The sequence below is a fragment of the Paraglaciecola arctica BSs20135 genome (assembly GCF_000314995.1).
GTDB lineage: Bacteria > Pseudomonadota > Gammaproteobacteria > Enterobacterales > Alteromonadaceae > Paraglaciecola > Paraglaciecola arctica.
Window position 1 is genome coordinate 32,536 of the sequence record NZ_BAEO01000052.1, and the last position, 20,362, is coordinate 52,897.

Genomic DNA, 20,362 nt, shown 5'->3' on the forward strand with positions numbered 1-20,362 from the left:
TTAATAAAGGTTTAAAGGTTTGTTAATCGTGGTTTCTGCTGATTAGGATAAATACTTGAGTATTGAGTCACTAACTTTATTAAAAGCATCTGATATTGCCCGTTCTTCTCGGGACAAACCTCGTGGGATTAAGACTGAAAAGAGTCAAGACGATAATCCGCAGAATGCACAAGTTTCAATTATTCGTAGTGGTGACAGTGAAACCTTTGAAAAAGCCGCTTCTTTTAATCAACAAACTGACAGTCTTTCAAGCAAAAGTTTAAATGAAAAATCTGCTATCGCCGCTTACCAAAGTGTGGCTAAAGAGCAGCAACGCCAAGGTATTCAAATGTTGTTGGGGGTGGATACCTTCGTTTGATCTATTGGTTATATAAATAGATATCAAAATAACGTTAAAATTCAGTGGCTGTTCAGTTACTATAAATACAATTGCAGTTAAACATTCCCTGTTTGATCTATCTGAGGATAATTATGAAAATTCATATAAGCGCGTTGTTGGTTGCCATCTTTTTGGCTGGTTGCTCTACATTTCCAGAGAAGCTTAGGCTTGAAGATACCTCGCAGTTAGTCAATTATGAGGATGCCGCTGCAAAGGCTGAGCAAGTTAAAGGCAAGATGTTGCGCTGGGGTGGCATTATCGCAAAAGTTGAAAACAAAGCTGATTCTACGGTTTTTGAAATAGTTTCTTATCCATTGACAAGTTATGGCCGTCCAAGATCAAATGAGGAAAGTTTGGGGCGTTTTCGCATTAGTGTTAACGGCTTTATGGATCCTATGGTCTATCAAGTTGGGCGTTTGATGACTTTCACCGGACAACTAAATGGATTGGAAAAGGGATTGGTTGGTGAACATGAATATGTGTATCCGTCAGCAACAGTCAAGGGCTATTATTTGTGGAAAAACGTACAACGTATTAATGTTAGAGGTGTACATGTATGGCCTGACCAAAACTGGTATGGACATTATCCGCACTCCTACCGTAGAAATTCATTTATTCGCAGCTCAGGTGAAAACCGCAGTCATGGGGTAAAGTCAACCCGGCCAAGTGGTGTAACCACTTATCCAAAAGCTTTAAAAACTCAAAGAGTAGAAAAGTAGCGCAACTACGGGCCCCTTATGTTGTTCTCTAAACGACTCAATTGACTATAGTACAAACAGATGATTTTTATGTTTGGTATGGCCTTTCTAAAGCGAGGAACGTGATGAGGCCAGGTCAAAAAGCACAAGATATAGAAAGGGAGCGTCAAGTTCAAAAAACGAGAGAAATAGTCCCAAACTTTTTTATCGCTAATAAATGGATTATAATTAATGGGTAACTTCCTGCCGTAAGCGGCAGGGTTTTTACTAAATGGCGGCAAGAAATTGCCGCTTTTTTGTGTTTGAAAAAGGAAAATAAGTGCAACAATCCCTTGAATTCCCTCTTGCCAATATCACCCTTCGTGGCATCGGTTACGGTGATCCTTCTAAGCCAATGATTTTGGCGTTGCATGGTTGGTTAGACAACGCCGCAAGCTTTCAACCTATTGCTGAATATCTTAGTGACTATTATATTGTGGCTTTGGATATTACTGGTCATGGATTGTCTTCCCATAGAAGTAATGGTGCTCATTACCATCTAATTGACTTTCCTTATGATTTACATGAATTGGTTGAGTCACAAGGTTGGCAGTCATTTATATTAATGGGGCATTCTATGGGGGGCATCATTGCCACTATTTATGCGAGTTGTTTTCCTGAACATGTCAGTAAACTCATTTCAATTGAGTCTTTCGGTCCCATGACCAAAGATACACAAAGTAGTCCGTCTCAGCTTAGGGATTCTATTCTAAGTAGATTAAAAGCTCAGCGAAGTGAAGCCAAACACCCCAGAAGTATTGAACGAACTGTCGAAGCCAGAACCATGGTAGGTGATATAAAATCAGAATCAGCTAGGTTGTTGATCACTCGTAATATCCGTGAAGAAAATGAACAATTATTTTTTACCACAGATAGACGTTTACGCACTTTTTCATCCCTTAGAATGACGGAACCACAAGCTGAAGCGTTTATACGTAATATTAAATGTCCTACGTTAGTCATAATGGGAACGCAGGGATACGACTCAATGCGAACCATTTTAAAGAATAGATTGGACTGGGTTGAAGATCTCATTATGGTTGAATGTGAGGGGTTTCATCATTTACATATGGACAATCCTCAACCAGTTGCCAAAGAAATCGTAGGTTTTTTAAGCTAAGTTCAAACTGGTCTTAGTTGTTAATCATTTGTTGATTTATCTTTGCGAAAGGTTTAGGTAGAATCCGCCCCCTGTTTAACATTCTATTAGTATAATAAGTTAGCTTTTGCTCCTTTAATAGAGTGAAAGCTTGAAGTCTAAAGCCTGGAGGCACAGTGGAAAGAATTTGGTTAAAAAATTATGACTCTAAGGTTCCTGCTGATATCGATCCTGATCGTTATTCATCTATTGTGGACATTTTTGAACAATCTGTAGAAAAATATTCATCTAATGTCAGTTATATCAATATGGGTAAAAGTATTACTTTTGCAGAGTTAGACGGGCTTTCTCGTGATTTCGCAGCCTATTTACAAAACTCAGGGTTAAAGAAAGGTGATGCGGTGGCCATTATGATGCCTAACCTAATCCAATACCCTGTGGCATTGTTTGGAATACTTCGCGCTGGTATGACAGTGGTGAATGTTAATCCTTTATATACCGCCAGAGAGTTACAGCATCAATTATCTGACTCAAATACCAAAGCTATTGTGATTGTTGAAAACTTTGCCTGTACTTTGGCTGATGTGATTAAGGATACCGCAGTAGAGACTGTGTTATTAACTTCACTTGGGGACATGTTATCGCCCGTTAAAAAAATTCTGACAAATTTTGTAGTGAAACACATTAAGAAAATGGTCCCAGCTTTCGATTTACCTAATGCGGGAATGTTTTTAACGGCTCTTAAAGAAGGTCATAGTCAGTCTTACCAGCGTCCAGAAGTGACGGGAGAAGATTTAGCGTTTTTACAATATACAGGCGGGACCACAGGTGTTTCTAAAGGGGCGATGTTGACCCACCGAAATATTGTGGCGAATTTGGAACAAACGTCAACTATTCTAGAAACCGTAGTTGATCCGGGTAAAGAGTTAGTGGTCACCGCTTTACCGCTTTACCATATTTTTGCTTTGCAAGCTAATTGCCTGACGTTTATCAAATTTGGTTGTCCAAACTTATTGATCACAAACCCTCGTGATATGCCAAGTTTTGTTGCTGAGTTGGCTAAGTATCCAGTCACTGTCATTACTGGTGTAAATACCTTATTTAATGGGTTACTTAACACTCCAGGTTTTTCTGACGTAGATTTCCGTAAAATTAAATTTTCGTTAGGGGGCGGTGCAGCGGTGCAGCGCCCCGTCGCTGAGCGTTGGAAAAAAACAACTGGGCACGTGTTACTAGAGGGTTATGGATTAACTGAATGTTGTCCTGTTGTGACAGTTAATCCGCCAGAGCTTAAAGCATATAAAGGCTCTATTGGCATGCCTGTACCTTCGACTGATATAAAATTAGTAGACGAAGAAGGTAATGAAGTCGCCATGGGTGAAGCGGGGGAAATGTTGGTTAAAGGCCCTCAGGTGATGAAAGGGTATCTTAATCGTCCTGAAGCAACCGAAGAAATGATTGTTGACGGTTGGTTAGCCACAGGTGATATAGCAACATACGATCAAGATGGTTACTTTTATATTGTTGACCGCAAAAAAGATATGATTTTAGTTTCGGGCTTTAATGTATTTCCAAATGAAATTGAGGAAGTAGCCGCCATGCATGAAGATGTCGTAGAGGCCGCTGCTGTAGGTGTGCCCCACGAGGTCTCCGGTGAAATTGTTAAGTTAGTGGCAGTGCGTAAAAATCCAGAGTTATCGGAGCAAGATTTGATAGATCATTGTCGTATTCACTTAACTGGTTATAAAGTACCTAAAAAAGTTGAGTTTACAGACGAGCTTCCTAAAAGTAATGTTGGTAAGATACTGCGTAGAGAATTAAGAGACAAATAGCCTAACTGTTTTACACTTATGTAAAAGCCGGCGCTAGCCGGTTTTTTTATGGGTCTTGTGACCACTAATTTGGAAATCCATGCAATACAATTTTATTACCAGTAATCAAGCACTCGCAGATTTTTGTCAGCAAGCCAGCCAGGCAGAAGCCATAGCAGTGGATACCGAATTTGTTCGTACACGCACTTTATATCCTCAGTTGGGGCTAATACAGATCTATGATGGAAAACAACTAGTGTTGGTTGACCCCTTGGTGATTGATGACTTCTCAAGTTTGAAGGAATTGTTAACCAACCCCAATGTGGTCAAGGTATTACACTCTTGCTCTGAGGATTTAGAAACTTTTTGGCATGCCTTTAAAATTATGCCTAGTCCGATTTTTGATAGTCAGTTTGCTGCCAGCGTAGTGGGTATGGGGACTGCTTTAGGTTATGCCAAGTTAGTAGAAATCATGCTAGAAATAACTGTTGATAAAGGCGAGTCGCGTACTGATTGGTTAGCTAGACCTTTACGTGATGAACAGTGTGACTATGCAGCTAAAGATGTGTTGTATTTGTTTCAACTTTATCCAGAGCTTAAAGCCCGTGTAGAAGAACAAAATAAATTACCCTGGGTGTATGCCGAAATAGCCCATCTGGCAACCAAAAAACAGACACCAATACCTCTAGATTCAATGTATTTAACGATTAAAAATAACTGGAAACTATCAAGCAAAGCCTTGTTGATCTTAAAAAAGTTGGCGGCTTGGCGCACGTCTACGGCAAGGCAGCGTGATATGGCCTTAAACTTTGTGGTGCGAGAAGAAAATTTGGTCTCTATTGCTATGATGCAACCATTGAATAAAAATGAATTACGGGGAATTCAAGGAGTGAACCCTCACGAAGTTCGGATCCACGGTGATGCATTATTGGCTATAGTTGCTGATTGTCAGAATGTATCTGACGGTGCCTACCCACCTAGGGTGAAACGTTTAAATGATATCGAAGATTACAAAAATACCGCCGCAAACGTTAAAAAATTGTGCTTAAGTATTGCTGAAAAACATGAAATCCCCCCCGAATTAGTAGGATCTAAAAAACAAATTAATCAATTACTGAAATGGTGCTGGTTTAAGCAGGATGAAACTCGGGAAATGGGATTGCTACCGGATTTGCTGAGTAGTTGGCGTCGTGCACTTTTTGTTAATGAGCTCATTAAGATTGATGCACTTAATTTGTCCCATGATCTGCTTGAGGAAAACTCATAATGTTGTGTGCGGTTTACAAAAGCAGCAAAAAACAAGAAACCTATTTGTATGTGCCGGGTAGGGATGACTTTTCTAAAGTCCCAGACGCTTTATTAAAAACCTTTGGTGCGCCAATATTTTTAATGATTATGCCACTTAAAAAAGACCGTGAATTGGCAAGAGTGGATATTAATAAGTTGCGTACTGAACTCAAAACAAATGGTTTTTATTTGCAGCTGCCACCACCTACCGAAAATTTACTTAAAACTCACCTGCAACAACAGAGCTCAGACTAAGCACTATGAAATTTATCCATTTTACTTTGTTGTTTTTGTTGATCTCGGTCAGCCAAGCTTTGAGTGCCAAACCTAGTTTTGAGCAGTATTTAGCTGATTTAAAATTACAGGCAATTGAACAAGGTTACAGCACTGAATTTGTTGACCAAGTGTTTGCAGGGGTCAGTTATCGTAAAAAAACAGTCACTGCTGATAAAAACCAGCCAGAAACAAAATTAACATTAGACAAATACTTGGCTACCCGCGTACCCGATTGGAAAGTTAAAAAGGCCGTTGATTTAATGGCGCAGCACAAAGTGTTATTAGACCAAGTAGAGCAGAAGTTTGGTGTACAGAAGCGTTTTATCGTCGCGCTATGGGGTAATGAGAGTAATTTTGGCAATATTATGGGCAAACACTCGGTAATTAACTCACTTGTGACCTTGGCATACGATGGGCGCCGAGAAACCTTGTTTAAAAAACAGTTATTTGCTGCCTTAAAAATCCTGCAACAGAGACATATTGAATTGCAACACTTAGTTGGTTCTTGGGCAGGTGCCATGGGGCAAAGCCAATTTATGCCTACTTCATTTTTAGACTATGCTATCGATTTTGATAACGATGGTCGAAAAGATATCTGGAATAATCAAGCCGATGTATTTGCCTCTATTGCCAATTTTCTAAAATCTGAAGGTTGGAGCAACCAAATAACATGGGGACGACAAGTTAAAGTGCCTGACAATTTTGATTTTAGTTTGGCCGGGCTTAAGTCTAACTCAAAGCGTTTGTTAGCAGATTGGCAGGCAATGGAGGTTAGACGTTATGATGGCGGTGATCTGCCTGATTTAGCTATCAAAGCATCGCTTATCGCTCCAGATGGTGAAAATGGGCGAATTTATTTGGTATACGAAAATTTTCATACATTAATGAAATGGAATCGTTCCAGTTATTTTGGGATATCAGTGAGTTATTTGGCTGATCGTATTAAAAAAGGGTCATGAAACCTTGTTAGAATATAAACATATTGATAGTGATGGTAAGAGTATTGATCTGCCTGTAGGGAAAGTCGTCTGCGTAGGGCGAAATTATCTACAACATATAAAAGAGTTAGAAAACGAAGTACCTAGTGAACCTCTGTTGTTTATTAAACCTTCTACAGCTTTGTCTAGTCTAATTCAACCTGTCGTAATACCTAAAAATTTGGGTCCTTGCCACAACGAATTGGAATTGGCAGTTCTGATTAAAACAACACTCTGCCAAGCCTCGATACCAGACGCAGAAGCAGCAATATGGGGAATAGGTTTAGGTTTAGATCTAACTTTAAGGGATGTGCAAACAGCATTAAAAAAGCAAGGCCATCCATGGGAGCGTGCCAAATCTTTTGATCGTAGCTGCCCTATGTCGCAATTTGTCGCCAAAGAGCAGTTTGATACATTATCCGATATAGACTTTAGCTTGCGTGTGAATAATGAAATAAGGCAGCAAGGTAATAGCCAAGAAATGTTATTCCCTATATTAAACTTGCTAACCAATATGTCTAATGCCTTTACTCTTTTACCTGGTGATATTGTAATGACAGGCACACCAAAAGGCGTGGCAGCTCTATCGGTGGACGATCAGCTAAATATCGAATTAAATAAGCACTTTTCAGTTAATACTTGTGTTGTATAAAAATGAAATTTTCTTTTGAGTTTGAAGTAGACCAAGCAAATAAATTATTGATTTGTGAGGCTTATGGCGAAGTAAGTGAAGTAGTTGATCTTGAACATATGTTAAAAACCATCGTCAAGATAGCCGGCAAAAATCAAGTCAAAAATATAGTGCTGGATGTCACAGCATTTAAAATTCTCTTCACTAATGTAGAAATTGCAAATCTGATGATAACCTTTCAAGAAAATGATTGGCTTGGCGATTTGAAAATCGCTAAGATCATTAATCCAGAATTCAATATTCATAATGTGATCCAAGGCTTGGCAGAAAGTTTGTCGTTGCCTATTAAAAATTTCGAAAACCGCAGTGAAGCTATGCTTTGGTTGTTGTTTGATAAGGTACAAGCAGAGCATAAATGACTAATAAATATAGGGACTGCCATGGATAAATTTTGGGAAACGACCCCACTTGAAAAAATGAATGATAAAGAGTGGGAAGCTATTTGTGATGGTTGTGCCAAATGTTGTTTACACAAGTTTATTGATGATGAAGAAGTCACAAAAGCAGCACCTACAGATCATATTCAACAAGGTGAAAAAATTCATTACACCAATATTGCATGTGGTTTATTGAATACCAAAACTTGCGCATGTACCCAATATGCCGAGCGAACCAGCTTGGTTCCAGAATGTGTCAAACTCACCAAAGATAATCTGCAAGACATCTTTTTTATGCCACACAGTTGCAGTTATCGTAGACTTTACGAGGATAGGGGATTACCAAGTTGGCATCCGCTACTAAATAATGGCAAAAAATCAATTATGCATAAAGCAGGCATGTCCGTAAGAGGCAAGACAGTTGCTGATCATGATGTCGATTTAGAGCAATTTGAAGATTATATAGCGCTGTGGCCGATGGAAGATTTGGATTAGAATTTTTAGCTGCGAGCTGCGAGCTACGAGCTACGAGGATTAAAGTTTGCGCCGTAAATTGTGGTCATCTATTGGCAGATACATACATCTAAAAATGACGCATTGATATACCGGCAATATCTTGTCATTGGCGCACTAAATAAACCATTTATACAAATGGATGTAACCAAAAAAATCAGTAGGTTACATCCATTAAAACGTTCAATTTATTAGAATGTCAATCAGTCCATAATCAATGGTATTAACTGTTTCTATCAAAATGTTCAAAATCGACTTCTTCGTCTTTTTTCCCTGCGTCTGGATCGTTATATATATCTAGATCTAATTCGTTTTCACTTTTAGCTACTATACAAGCTACCATACAGTCACCTGTAACATTAACTGCTGTGCGGGTCATATCTAACAATCTATCTACGCCAATAATAAGGGCAATACCTTCTACTGGTAAATTTACCTGTTGTAACACCATAGCCAGCATGATCAGGCCCACACCTGGGACTCCAGCGGTACCAATTGAAGCAAGAGTTGCAGTGAGTATGACCATCATGTAATCACTCAAACTCAAATCTACCGAGTACACTTGCGCAATAAACACTGTGGCGACACCTTGCATAATTGCGGTGCCATCCATGTTAATAGTTGAACCAAGTGGCACAGTAAAGGAAGCCACGGTGCGTTTAACGCCTAGTTTTTTGATTGCTGTTTCCAAGGTGATAGGTAAAGTCGCACTACTACTAGAGGTGCTAAATGCAAATAGGGCCGCATCGCGCATTTTTCTGATTAGGATGAGCGGGCTTAATCCACTTAATACTTTTAGAATAATCGGGTAGGAAACAAATGCATGAACAAACAACACAAAGACAACCAATAAAAAGTATTTCAGGAGGCTAGCAATAGTGTCAAAACCTATAGTGGCAAATAGTTTTGCCATTAACACAAATACGCCGTAAGGCGCGAGGTTCATTAGGATAGTGACTAATTTCATAACAACAGTACTTAGATCTTCGAATACCGCCGTTAATCTTTTTCCTGCATCTCCAGTCATTGACATAGCAATCCCAAAAAAGACAGAAAACACTATGATTTGTAACATGTTGCCTTCGGCCATGGCATTAATGGGATTGGTTGGCATCATGTTGATAATAACCTGACCTAAAGAAGGGGCTTCTTTGGCGACATAAGTTGATTCAGACGTTAGGTTTAATCCGTCACCTGGTGCCACCAATAAAGCAAATGATACAGCTAAACTGATAGCAATGGCTGTAGTAGCTACGTATAACAATATTGATTTACCGCCCAAACGACCAAGTTTAGAAGGGTCAGACAAACTGGATGTACCACATACCAAAGAAACAAAAACCAAAGGTACAACCAACATTTTTAAACTGGCAATAAAGATACTTCCCACTACATTAAATATACCTTCGACTAAAAGTGCATACGTTGAAACATGCAAGCCGAATACACTAAAGGAAAAATCTCCGCTATCATCAAACAACCATTGTAATAAAGCTCCGATAATTATTCCGGCGATCATGCCGATAAAGATCCTAGCGGTAAGCCCAAGTTTCTTTGGGATGGGTTTTGGTGATGATGAGTGTGTTGATGTTGTCATGGAAATCCTAAGCTTTATTTTTGTTAAAAGTCGCGTATTAGTGCTATTGAATTTGGTTATCTTGTATAACCTTAACCAAGGTTAGCAAGATTGTTGTTCAAGCTGAACTGTTAAAGTGAATTTGCCATCACAATATGGCTCATGTGTATAGGAAAGGTTTATGATTTTACGTTTTAGAACGATGTTTGGATTTTTGGCTCTACTTAGCCTTTTCTCATGTGGAGGCGGCGGCGGGAGCCTTTCTCGTGATGATACTACAGGAGGAAGCACGGGGGGCGGTACGGTTAATGTCACTAGAAGCATGAAGTTGGTGTTTACAGATGCAAGCGGACAACCATCAATATCACTCAGTGAATCGTCTCCTTTAACACTTACTGCTACTGCGAATGATTCAAATGGTGATCCTGTTGCTGATACCTTAATAACTTATACTTTTGTACCTGAAGGGTTAGCTGTTTTCGGTAATGATTCAGGTACTGCTGCTACTGATATAAATGGCGTTGCAATCATTACTATACTGGTTGGTGAAGGATCCGGTTATGGTGAAATAATTGCCACACTTAGTTCTGGTGAAACTGATAAGACTACTTTTAAATCAGCAGGCACAACGCAGTTAAATACATTGCCAGCTTCTTTAGATTTGTTCGCTAATTCGACACAATTAGCCTCAAGTGGCTCAGATGAAATTGAATTGATTGCTTTAGTGAAAGATATAAATAATGTGCTTTTAAAAGATGTTGATGTCACGTTCTCGGTTAACTCTGGGGCAAGTATTCAATTTGAAAATGGCGGTAATGTTGCTGTAACTGGTGTCGATGGTATAGCTAAGGCTTTGTTAAACACACAAAATAAACCAGAAAATAGAACAGTTACAGTGACTGCCACAGCATCTGGCCTAGCTGAATCAAAAACACTAAATATTGAAATTGTTGGCACTAGCATAGTCGTAAATGGCCCTCCTACCGTTATTTTAGGCACAACCGCAGAGTTTACTCTTTTCCTTTCAGATTTTGACGGTAATGGAATTGCTAATCAAAAGATTCAAGTTAGTTCACAAAAAGGCAATGAATTCGACGCAATAGAATTTGTTTCAGATGGCGAAGGTCAAGTCACTGTCAAATATACAGCCGTTAACTCAGGTTTAGATGTAATTACAGCATCAGCTTTAAACGCAAGTGGTGTTATAAATATCACTGTACAGCAAGATGCGTTTAGCTTTACAGATGTGTCGGCAGAGGATATCCCTTTAGGTACACAAAGTGACGTAGAATTGACTTGGCTAAAAGAGGGGGTGCCTTATGTTAATGGTGCCGTTACTCTCACAACTACCAGAGGTACTTTGTCGACTAATAATGTAACTACTAATAGTAGTGGTAAGGCGAGCTTTAAAATACAGTCAAATAACGCTGGAGTAGCGGTTATTTCTGCTCAAGGTAGTGATATTGATGGAAATATAGTCAACGCAACGGCTGAGGTTGAATTTATCGCGACGCAAGTTAATAACATCATAATGTCGGCAAGTCCTAATTCCATCGGTCCAGCGCAACAAAAAAGTACAATAACTGCTGTATTACGTGACGCTGCCGGAAACTTAGTTAAGGGAAAGACCGTTAATTTTAATGCGGATGATGTGAGTGGTGGTAGGATTTCACCCGCATCAGCAGTCACAGATAGTAATGGCGTTGCTTCAACTGTATATACATCGTTAAATGTATCAAAAGAAAATGGAATAGTTATATCTGCAACAGAACCTAGTTCAGGAATTGCTGCTAGCGTTAATCTCACTGTTTCCAATAGAGCACAATTTATTTCAATCGGTACAGGCAATGTGATTGAATCACCTGATGAAACCAGTTATTTGAAGAAATTTACTGTTTTTGTTACTGATGCTAATTCTAATCCAGTAACTGGTGTGCAACTTACAGTAACAGGGACTCCAGTTAAGTATACAGAGCTTCTTGAACCCAATGCGGCTCCTGGAGATACGAATCATAATGTCATTCGTCCAGCATTTTATAAAGGCTACTGGGCTGCATATCCTAATCGTGAAAATTTTGAATTTTGGACCGCTGTACGTACCTATGGTTGTGCAAACGAAGATATAGATGATGACGGTATTGAAGACCCAAATGAAGATATCAATGGTGATAATGAGTTAACACCAGGTAATATACTGTCGATTGATGGAGATATTGTGACTGATGATAATGGACAAGCTATCATTGAATTAAGGTATGCTAAAACATTCGCAGCTTGGGGCGAAGTGAAAATTACCGCCAGCACTCCAGTATCGGGAAGTGAATCACAGGCTAGCCAGTTTTTCATACTTTCGGCATCTTCTACAGATCTGCGAGAGGAAGCTACTCCACCTAACACTAACCCATTTGGAAATGGTTTAAATTCTGTTGAAGACCCGAACAATCCTGGTACATTTATAGACGATGGTGCTAATCTTACATGTGAAAATACTTTGTAGATCATAAGGTTGCCAGCCCAAATATTTGGGCTGGCAAATACTCACTCAGTGGCTAATTAAATTTGCTGAAACGGATAAACCGAACCCAAACTCAACAACTGAGTCAACTCATCCAAAGCCGTTCTTGATTCAATCAATAACTGCGGATCGCACAAATCATTCACATGCAAAGTATCGCGGTAATGTTTATCAACCCAAGTATTTAAACGTTCAAACTGTATGTCGTTGATTAGTGTGCTTTGATTTACAGCTGCATATTCTTTTTCGGTCATTGCTACTCTTAAGCGTAGGCAAGCCGGGCCTCCACCGTTACGCATACTCTCTTTAACATCATGGTAGTACACATGTTTTATCGGTGTGTTTTGTTTTATTAAACTTGTTAAATAGGCGGATACTGCAGGATTTTCTTTACAGTCGGTTGGGGCGATAATTGCCATTTCACCGTTCGTTAAAGTAATAATTTGAGTATTAAACAAATAACTTTTAATGGCATCTTGCACACTGACTTCTGCTGTTTTGACACAAATAAAGTGTAATTCCTCACCCACAAACTTTTGTTTAATTTCGGCAATTGCCTGTGCTGATTGATAGAAAGCTTGTTCGTGATAGAACAACACGTTTTGGTTGCCAACAGCTATAACATCATTATGAAATACACCTTGATCAATAAGATCGGGGTTTTGTTGTACATACACCACATTGGCATCGCTAAGACCGTGCAATCTAGCAACCGCTTGACTCGCCTCTAGCGTTTGACGGGCAGGGAATTTTTTAGGAGCAGGTTTGCTGGTATCAAAAGCATAACGCCCAAAAACAAACATTTCTAATCCTGTTTTGCCGTATTCGCTGCAAAGTCGAGTGTGGTTGGCAGCTCCTTCATCACCAAAGTGTTCGTTATCTGGCAGGTGAGTATGATGAGCAAAGTGATCTTTGTTGGCAAAGGTAGCTTGCAGTATTCTACCTGTGACTTGGGGTTCTAAAGAACGATGATACTTATTTGTTAAGTTTGCTGGGGTGAAATGGATCTTGCCATCACTTGTATCGGCGCTAGGTGAGACTGTTGCCGCATTGGCTGTCCACATACTAGAGGCTGAACAACATGCTTGAAAAATAGCCGGAGCCTGTTTAGCTGCCATGGCTAAAACGTTGGCATCGGTTCCACCAAAGCCTAATCTTCGTAGAGAAGCAATGTCAGGGCGCTCCTGTGGCGCCAGAACACCTTGAACCATACCAAGCTCAGCTAAGGCCTTCATTTTTTTTAATCCCTGCTTAGCGGCTTGTTTAGGACTGCTTGAAGCACTGGCATTATTTAACGATGCTACGTTGCCGTATGATAATCCAGCATAATTATGGGTTGGACCTACTAGTCCATCAAAATTGGCTTCAAACTGTTTCATTTAAACCTCACTTACTGTTGTTAATCGATGGCAATTGGGTCATCTAAACCCAGTATTTATTGTCTGAAATAACGTTCAAAAAACGTATTGCTGAGCATTATACTGTTTTTGTTTGTTGTGCCAATCGTACTGTACGAAATGTAAACAGTGAAAGACGGTGTAAAAAAAAGAATATTAGATAAGTATGAAGAAGAACTTGTTTTCTATTCACTTTGTCGATATATGTTAAAAAGCATTTTTGAGAGGTAATCGCTATGTTGCGGTGGCCTATTCAGTAAAAACCTATAAAAATCAAAGGTTAAAACTAATTTATGGCAAAACATCTAGTCATTGTTGAATCACCAGCAAAGGCAAAAACTATTAATAAATATCTCGGCAAAGATTTTATTGTTAAATCTAGTGTCGGTCACGTTCGAGATCTTCCTCACAAGTCTGTGGGTAAAGTTGCGCCTAAAAAACCAGCAAAAGAACTCAAACTTCTATCTGATAAAAAGCGTGAAAAGTATTTGCGCGACTATGAATATAAAAAGTTAGTTGACCGCATGGGGATAGACCCTAAAAATGATTGGCAGGCGCATTACGATGTTCTTGAAGGTAAGGAAAAAGTTGTCAATGAGCTTAAAAAGTTGGCAAAAAATGCCGACACTGTCTATCTCGCAACGGATTTGGATAGGGAAGGGGAAGCCATTGCTTGGCATTTGCGTGAATTAATTGACGAACCAGGCAAAAATTTTCAACGAGTGGTATTTAACGAAATTACGAAAAACGCCATTCAAGAAGCCTTTGCTAATCCTGGTGAATTGAATATTGAGATGGCGAATGCCCAGCAAGCTAGACGGTTTCTAGACAGGGTCGTGGGTTTTATGGTATCGCCACTATTGTGGAAAAAAGTTGCAAGAGGCTTATCCGCTGGGCGCGTTCAATCAGTTGCTGCGCGATTGGTAGTCGAGCGTGAAAGAGAAATTAAAGCCTTTGTTCCTGAAGAGTTTTGGGACTTACATGCAGATTTAAATACCGAAAAACAAACCAACTTGCGCATGCAAGTGGTCAAAGAAAGTGGCTCGGCATTTAAGCCGGTGAATAAAGCCCAAACTGATAAAGCCGTCAGTTTTCTGCAAAGCGCAAGTTATCAAGTCGTTAGCCGTGAATCTAGGCCCACCCAAAGTAAACCTTCAGCGCCATTTATCACCTCTACTTTACAACAATCGGCCAGTACACGTTTAGGCTTTGGTGTGAAGAAAACCATGATGATGGCTCAACGTTTGTATGAAGCCGGGCATATTACCTATATGCGTACCGATTCTACTCATTTGGGCAAGGAAGCGGTGGATAGCTGTCGTGATTACATTACCGATAATTTTGGTAATGATTATTTGCCAGAAAATCCAATTAAGTATGGAAGTAAAGAAGGTGCTCAAGAGGCTCATGAAGCCATTCGTCCCTCTAATGTATTGCTTAAATCTGAGGCCATTAGTGATGTTGAACGTGATGCACAACGTCTATATGAATTGATTTGGCGTCAGTTTGTTGCATGTCAGATGACGCCAGCTAAATACGATGCTAGTACCATCAGAGTTAAAGCCGGTGATTTTGAACTGACTGCAAAAGGCCGTGTATTGAAGTTTGATGGTTGGACTAAAGTGCAAAACCCACAACGTAAAAAGGGTGAAGAAGATTTATTGTTGCCTGATGTGAAAGAAGGCGAAAATTTAGATCTTAAAGCGCTTGATCCTAAGCAACACTTTACCAAACCTGTGGCCCGTTTTAACGAAGCCTCGTTAGTTAAGGAATTGGAAAAACGTGGGATTGGTCGCCCGTCTACTTACGCCAGTATTATCTCTACCATTCAGGATAGAGGATACGCAAGAATCGAAAGTAAACGATTCTACGCTGAAAAAATGGGTGAGATTGTCAACGACCGATTGATGGAAAATTTTGACGATTTAATTGGTTACGATTTTACTGCGAATATGGAACAACAGCTGGATGCAATTGCTGAAGGCAAAGCCTCATGGAAAGGGGTGTTAGACGATTTTTATGTGGATTTCGAGAAGAAATTACAGGTTGCTGAAAAATCGCCGGAAGAAGGCGGTATGCGTTTGAATCAGGCTATTCCTACTGATATAGCTTGTCCTAAATGTGGACGTCCAATGAATGTCCGTACCGCCAGTACTGGGGTGTTTTTAGGTTGTTCAGGATACAGTTTACCTCCTAAAGAACGCTGCACAGGCACCATGAATTTGACCTCTGGTGATGAAGTCATAAAAGTTGAAGATGAAGAAGAATTAGAAACCGAAGTATTACGTTCAAAACGCCGTTGTGATAAATGTGGTACGGCTATGGATAGTTATTTAGTCGACGAGTCTCGCAAGTTACACGTGTGCGGAAACTCACCTGCGTGTGAAGGCATTTATGTCGAGGAAGGTACCTTTAAGATTAAGGGATATGAAGGGCCAATTATAGAGTGCGATAAATGCCAATCGAATATGGAATTAAAGAGCGGTCGTTTTGGTAAATATTTTGGTTGTACTAACGAAGAGTGTAAAAATACTCGTAAGTTACTCAGGAGTGGCGAAGCTGCGCCTCCTAAAGAAGATCCTACTGACTTACCCGAGTTAGAATGTGTTAAATCTGATGCACATTTTGTGCTCAGAGATGGCGCGTCTGGTATTTTCCTAGCAGCCCATAACTTCCCTAAATCAAGAGAAACTCGTGCTCCGCAAGTGGCCGAGTTAGCTAGATTTAGAGATAGGATTTCACCTAAATTTTACTATTTAGCTGATGCGCCGGTTAAGGATCCCGATGGAAATCCGAGTATTGTTCGTTACAGTCGAAAAACTAAACAACAATACGTGATGTCAGAAAACGAAGAAGGTAAAGCCACAGGTTGGTCTGCTTGGTATACTGACGAAAAATGGAAAGTAGAAGATAAACGTAAGAAACCTAAAAAGTAACTTAGTTAGTTTATCCTATTATTTTACGGCAGCTTCTGGCTGCCGTATTGTTTTAAACTTTAAAAAAATGGCATTCAATTATGGCCCTCTCATTACAAGAACAATTACTTCAAGCTGGCTTAACCAATAAAAAAAAGGCGAATCAAGTTCGCCAACAAAAGAATAAGCAAGCAAAAGCGCAAAAAAATCACAATGTAGTCCAAACCAATGAAGCAAAGTTAGCTGCTGAGGAATTGGTTGAGGCTAAAAAAGCAAAAGACAGAGAGCTTAACCAAAAAAATAAACAACAAGCCGAAAAAAAGGCTCTTGTGGCGCAAATCAAACAATTAATTGAAGCCAATAAACAGCCTAAATTTGCAGGTTCTAGACGTGAAGATGAAGTAGTTTGTAATTTTACTGATGGCACAGTGATCAAACGCATGTATGTCAGTCCCGCTACTCAAAAACAAATTAGCCAGGGCAAACTCGCAATAGTTAAGTTAAACGACGGTTATGAGTTAGTGCCAATGCCAGTCGCTAATAAAATTGCAGAGCGAGATGACGCTAGTGTGGTTTATCGCGCCGACAATATCAGTGATGCGGATCAGAAAAGTAGTGAAGATGACGACTGGTATGCAGACTATGATATTCCAGATGATTTGAACTGGTAGGGGAGCTTTCGTTTAATGCCAAAGGTTTATTTATAAACCTTTGGCGGAGTTGGTGCTCTTTATTTATGTGGTTTGAGTGACAAGTATGAGCAAAAATTGGTCATACTCCTAGGTTATATCGTATGACAAGTTCAATGTGTTAGCAGTCGTTTAATTTTTTGATTTAAAAGCAAAAGCAAAGAAAGCTTCGCACCATCTCCCCTTGAACTCCACGTCATTCCCGCGAAGGCGGGAACCCCCAACAACATCTGAGAAATCGATAGAAACCTTGTTTTCATCATCTTAAAAAATTAGTGAGAATATAACTTTGTTGTGGTTTTTTTATAACATCTCAATTTAGGTTACGGTAGCTATTAGTAGGATCCCGCCTTCGCGGGATTGACGTGTAATAGCTTGTAAATCCTCACCGCCTGCAATCTGCTATAACCTCTAAGTCGTCCAGCGAGCCATGTCTGTCGGTTTTGGCACTTCTGAATCGAATAGATACAAGTTAGTGCTTCGCACCATCATCCTTGATGTACTTCTCACAGCGACTTCCTTTTTGCCAACAGCAGCAAAAAGTAATCAGACGGACAGTCTTCGAATGCTAGTGGGTTAAATTCACTCATATTGTTACCGCAGGATGACATGTACGTAAAGACAAGCTAATTGGGAAGTGATCCGAAGAATGAATGTCGGTGTGCACTTGCGCATCGACCACCGTTAATCCACGACAATAAACATGGTCAAGATGTTGAAATAAATGATTTAGTCTCGGCTTTCGGGTAATTTCTACTTCCGTTAATGAAAACGACTTTGCTAAAAGATTAAAATATTTTAATCTTTTGCCATTCCAGGTATTAAAATCACCCGCTAATAAAATGGGCCCATCATGATGTTCCAAAGTTTGGAAAACTTGATCCAGATGCGCTCTGAATTTTTCGAAAGAAACAAAGTTGATAAGATGCGAGTTTACAACGAGCAATGACTCCCTAAGTGTTTGCAGAGGATATAAAGTTGCTAAGGACATTTTTTTTGTCTTTGAAAAGGGTTCGAAATGTTTTGACGTAGAAAAAAAATGTTTTTTTGCTGCAACAGTTGATCCCGTTTTAACGCCTGTTTCAATGTTAGTTTTTACTAGTCTGAAACTGCGTGCCATCATCCACTGATACTTTAACGACTTTTTAAAATGAAAGTCAAAAGGAGAGTTTACAATAGCTTCCTGCAACAAAATTAAATCTTTGTCGTCTCCCAGTTTTATAAAATCGTCTCGCCATCCCTTTTTCTTACATTTAAATACATTCCACAACAATACTTCGATGTTTGGCCCCATTAACTGTTTTGAAGCGTGGCCCATAATTTTTAAGGATTCAACTGGGCTATAGCGATTTTTAAACATGAAAATAGTGGCCTTTATTAATACTATAAAGTTAATGTCTGGTTAGCATTATAGATAGGGAGAAAATAACCGAAATAAGTTATTACGAATTTTTTTGTAGGCGGACAAGTTATTAATTTCACTATCAATAACAGCTACTGCGTTTTGTTTTTTTAAGGTAAACATTGCTGTTAGTTTTGCATTGAGCTCAGTATCAAAACATTCTAGGTTAATTTCAAAATTAAATTCTAGACTTCTGGCATCCCAGTTGGTGGAGCCTATAAATGACCAGATGTCATCAATAATCACAATTTTACTATGGTCAAAGGGCCTTTTGTTTTTATATATCTGTATACCATGCTCAATTATTCTCGAAAAATTGGCTTCCATCACCCAGTCTACAAAAGGGATGTCACTGTACTGGGGGACAATGATTTCGATTGACACTCCACGCAATGCTGCAGCATGAAGAGATGTCATTAATGTTTGGTCCGGGATAAAATACGGAGTCATGATTTTCACACTTGTTTGGGCACACACTAATGCGTTAATTAATGTCCAGCGTATTTTGTTATGGTCTTCATCTGGACCATCTTGTATGACGCGGGCAACGACAGTTTTATCCCTTATTTGCTGCTGCGTCTTTGGGCTATAACTGGGAAATTGTATTGACTCACCAGTAGCAAAAAACCAATCTTCTATAAATACCTGACTAATCTGGTCAATCACCGGGCCTGTCACTTTAAAATGTACATCATCAATTGGGTGTACTGCCGATTTAACTATATTTCTCTTGCTTAGATTCATACCGCCCATGTATGCCACTTCACCATCTACGCATAGTATTTTTCGGTGATTTCTTAGATTGATAAAACGAATATTAGTAAGAGAAATTGCTGGCAAAAAACGCGCAGTTTTTACTCCTTGTTTTTTTAACGCGTTATCTGATTGGTGCCAGTTATAACCTATACCTATACCATCCAGTAAAACGTTGACTATGACACCTCTTTGATGGGCTGCAGCTAATGCATCAACAAATTGTCGTCCAAGATAATCGTCGTCAAATATATAACTCGATAAAACGATATAGCTCTTAGCTATGCTGATGGAATGAATCATAGCTGGGTAGGCTGTATCACCATTAATGAGTGGTTCAACACTGTTATCTGCAACGTAATTAACTGGGTGAATTGTATGTCCAGAAATGATTGCTGAATGCCAGTTTTTGGGCAGGTGGTGAAACTCAATGAGTTTTTCTTGCTGGATAAAGTCTTTTTTTTGCGCTTTAGGATGTTTTTTTTGTGCTGAGCGCTTAATACGGTTTATACCAAACAACCAATAAAAAAGGGTGCCCATGACGGGGGAAAAAATAACAAGACCAATCCATGCCAAAGATGTTCGTTCATTTTCTTTGAACAGAAGTACATGTACCGATGTCATAACAGATAAGCTAATATGCAAAATGATGATGATAGTTACCCAATGGATAGCAATCCATTCAATAAATTCTTCAAATATTTGCATATAACTCACCTTAAATAATGCGCAGTTAAAACGGAACACAAAAGTGCTTACAGAGTATTACAACAACATTTCAAACTATCTAACGCAGACTTTTGGCGCCAATTTTATATTTTTTACCATTTTGATAACTACGGTCGTTTCTATCGGTTATTTTATAGGGATAAGTTACATCATTACACACATGGACAAAGGATACTTTGTCCGAAATCAAATCTCTGATGATGATACTCTTCCTATTCCTCTACTAACATCTATGGGGC

The 20,362-nt window shown here is 39.3% G+C and carries 17 protein-coding genes; 13 read left to right on the plus strand and 4 right to left on the minus strand.

What is annotated here, in order from left to right; genetic code table 11:
- Positions 1-55 precede the first annotated feature (55 nt).
- The 10 genes from GARC_RS16620 (at position 56) to GARC_RS16665 (ending at position 8,129) form a co-directional block, all read left to right on the plus strand.
- Positions 56-358: a hypothetical protein gene (locus GARC_RS16620; RefSeq protein WP_007622292.1), complete on the plus strand. Its 303-nt coding sequence runs from the start codon at positions 56-58 to the stop codon at positions 356-358.
- A gap of 113 nt (positions 359-471) precedes the next feature.
- Positions 472-1,098 (plus strand): Slp family lipoprotein, encoded by a 627-nt coding sequence (locus tag GARC_RS16625; protein WP_007622294.1) that lies wholly within the window; start codon positions 472-474, stop codon positions 1,096-1,098.
- A gap of 298 nt (positions 1,099-1,396) precedes the next feature.
- Entirely contained in the window at positions 1,397-2,236 is an 840-nt protein-coding gene (locus tag GARC_RS16630; RefSeq protein WP_007622296.1) for an alpha/beta fold hydrolase, read from the plus strand.
- Positions 2,237-2,391: 155 nt separating this feature from the next.
- Positions 2,392-4,047, plus strand: a complete 1,656-nt coding sequence (fadD, locus tag GARC_RS16635; RefSeq protein ID WP_007622298.1) for a long-chain-fatty-acid--CoA ligase FadD — start codon at positions 2,392-2,394, stop codon at positions 4,045-4,047.
- A 79-nt stretch (positions 4,048-4,126) separates the two neighbouring features.
- The gene (rnd, locus tag GARC_RS16640) at positions 4,127-5,293 is read left to right on the plus strand and encodes a ribonuclease D (protein WP_007622300.1); all 1,167 of its coding nucleotides are present in this window, start codon (positions 4,127-4,129) and stop codon (positions 5,291-5,293) included.
- On the plus strand, positions 5,293-5,568 hold the full coding sequence (locus GARC_RS16645; protein WP_007622302.1) for a YcgL domain-containing protein: 276 nt from the start codon (positions 5,293-5,295) through the stop codon (positions 5,566-5,568). Before rnd ends, GARC_RS16645 begins: the two co-directional genes overlap by 1 nt.
- A 5-nt stretch (positions 5,569-5,573) precedes the next feature.
- A complete protein-coding gene (locus GARC_RS16650; RefSeq protein ID WP_007622304.1) occupies positions 5,574-6,548 on the plus strand; it encodes a lytic murein transglycosylase in 975 nt (324 codons plus the stop codon).
- A gap of 4 nt (positions 6,549-6,552) precedes the next feature.
- Positions 6,553-7,218 (plus strand): fumarylacetoacetate hydrolase family protein, encoded by a 666-nt coding sequence (locus GARC_RS16655; protein WP_007622307.1) that lies wholly within the window; start codon positions 6,553-6,555, stop codon positions 7,216-7,218.
- 2 nt (positions 7,219-7,220) lie between these two features.
- Complete coding sequence (locus GARC_RS27380; RefSeq protein ID WP_007622309.1) at positions 7,221-7,616, plus strand: hypothetical protein; 396 nt, start codon at positions 7,221-7,223, stop codon at positions 7,614-7,616.
- Between the two features lie 21 nt (positions 7,617-7,637).
- Positions 7,638-8,129: a YcgN family cysteine cluster protein gene (locus GARC_RS16665; protein ID WP_007622311.1), complete on the plus strand. Its 492-nt coding sequence runs from the start codon at positions 7,638-7,640 to the stop codon at positions 8,127-8,129.
- A 241-nt stretch (positions 8,130-8,370) separates the two neighbouring features.
- Here GARC_RS16665 and GARC_RS16670 read toward each other — a convergent pair whose 3' ends face one another.
- A complete protein-coding gene (locus tag GARC_RS16670) occupies positions 8,371-9,744 on the minus strand; it encodes a dicarboxylate/amino acid:cation symporter (protein ID WP_039989922.1) in 1,374 nt (457 codons plus the stop codon).
- Between the two features lie 160 nt (positions 9,745-9,904).
- Between GARC_RS16670 and GARC_RS16675 the strand changes: the two genes are divergently transcribed.
- Positions 9,905-12,220 carry an Ig-like domain-containing protein gene (locus GARC_RS16675; RefSeq protein WP_007622317.1) on the plus strand — a complete coding sequence of 772 codons (2,316 nt, stop codon included), beginning with the start codon at positions 9,905-9,907 and terminating at the stop codon, positions 12,218-12,220.
- Between the two features lie 56 nt (positions 12,221-12,276).
- Here GARC_RS16675 and astB read toward each other — a convergent pair whose 3' ends face one another.
- On the minus strand, positions 12,277-13,617 hold the full coding sequence (astB, locus tag GARC_RS16680; RefSeq protein WP_007622318.1) for an N-succinylarginine dihydrolase: 1,341 nt from the start codon (positions 13,615-13,617) through the stop codon (positions 12,277-12,279).
- Positions 13,618-13,928: 311 nt separating this feature from the next.
- On the opposite strand from astB, the gene topA reads away from it, so the two are divergent.
- Together topA and GARC_RS16690 are read left to right on the plus strand one after the other, a co-directional pair.
- Positions 13,929-16,571: a type I DNA topoisomerase gene (gene topA, locus GARC_RS16685; protein WP_007622319.1), complete on the plus strand. Its 2,643-nt coding sequence runs from the start codon at positions 13,929-13,931 to the stop codon at positions 16,569-16,571.
- 80 nt (positions 16,572-16,651) lie between these two features.
- Positions 16,652-17,221 (plus strand): DUF2058 domain-containing protein, encoded by a 570-nt coding sequence (locus GARC_RS16690; protein ID WP_007622321.1) that lies wholly within the window; start codon positions 16,652-16,654, stop codon positions 17,219-17,221.
- Positions 17,222-17,825: 604 nt separating this feature from the next.
- Here the strand turns inward: GARC_RS16690 and GARC_RS16695 are convergent.
- Together GARC_RS16695 and cls are read right to left on the minus strand one after the other, a co-directional pair.
- Positions 17,826-18,599, minus strand: coding sequence for an endonuclease/exonuclease/phosphatase family protein (locus tag GARC_RS16695; RefSeq protein WP_007622324.1), 774 nt, complete (start codon positions 18,597-18,599; stop codon positions 17,826-17,828).
- Positions 18,600-18,647: 48 nt separating this feature from the next.
- The gene (cls, locus tag GARC_RS16700; RefSeq protein ID WP_007622327.1) at positions 18,648-20,102 is read right to left on the minus strand and encodes a cardiolipin synthase; all 1,455 of its coding nucleotides are present in this window, start codon (positions 20,100-20,102) and stop codon (positions 18,648-18,650) included.
- Positions 20,103-20,362 lie beyond the last annotated feature (260 nt).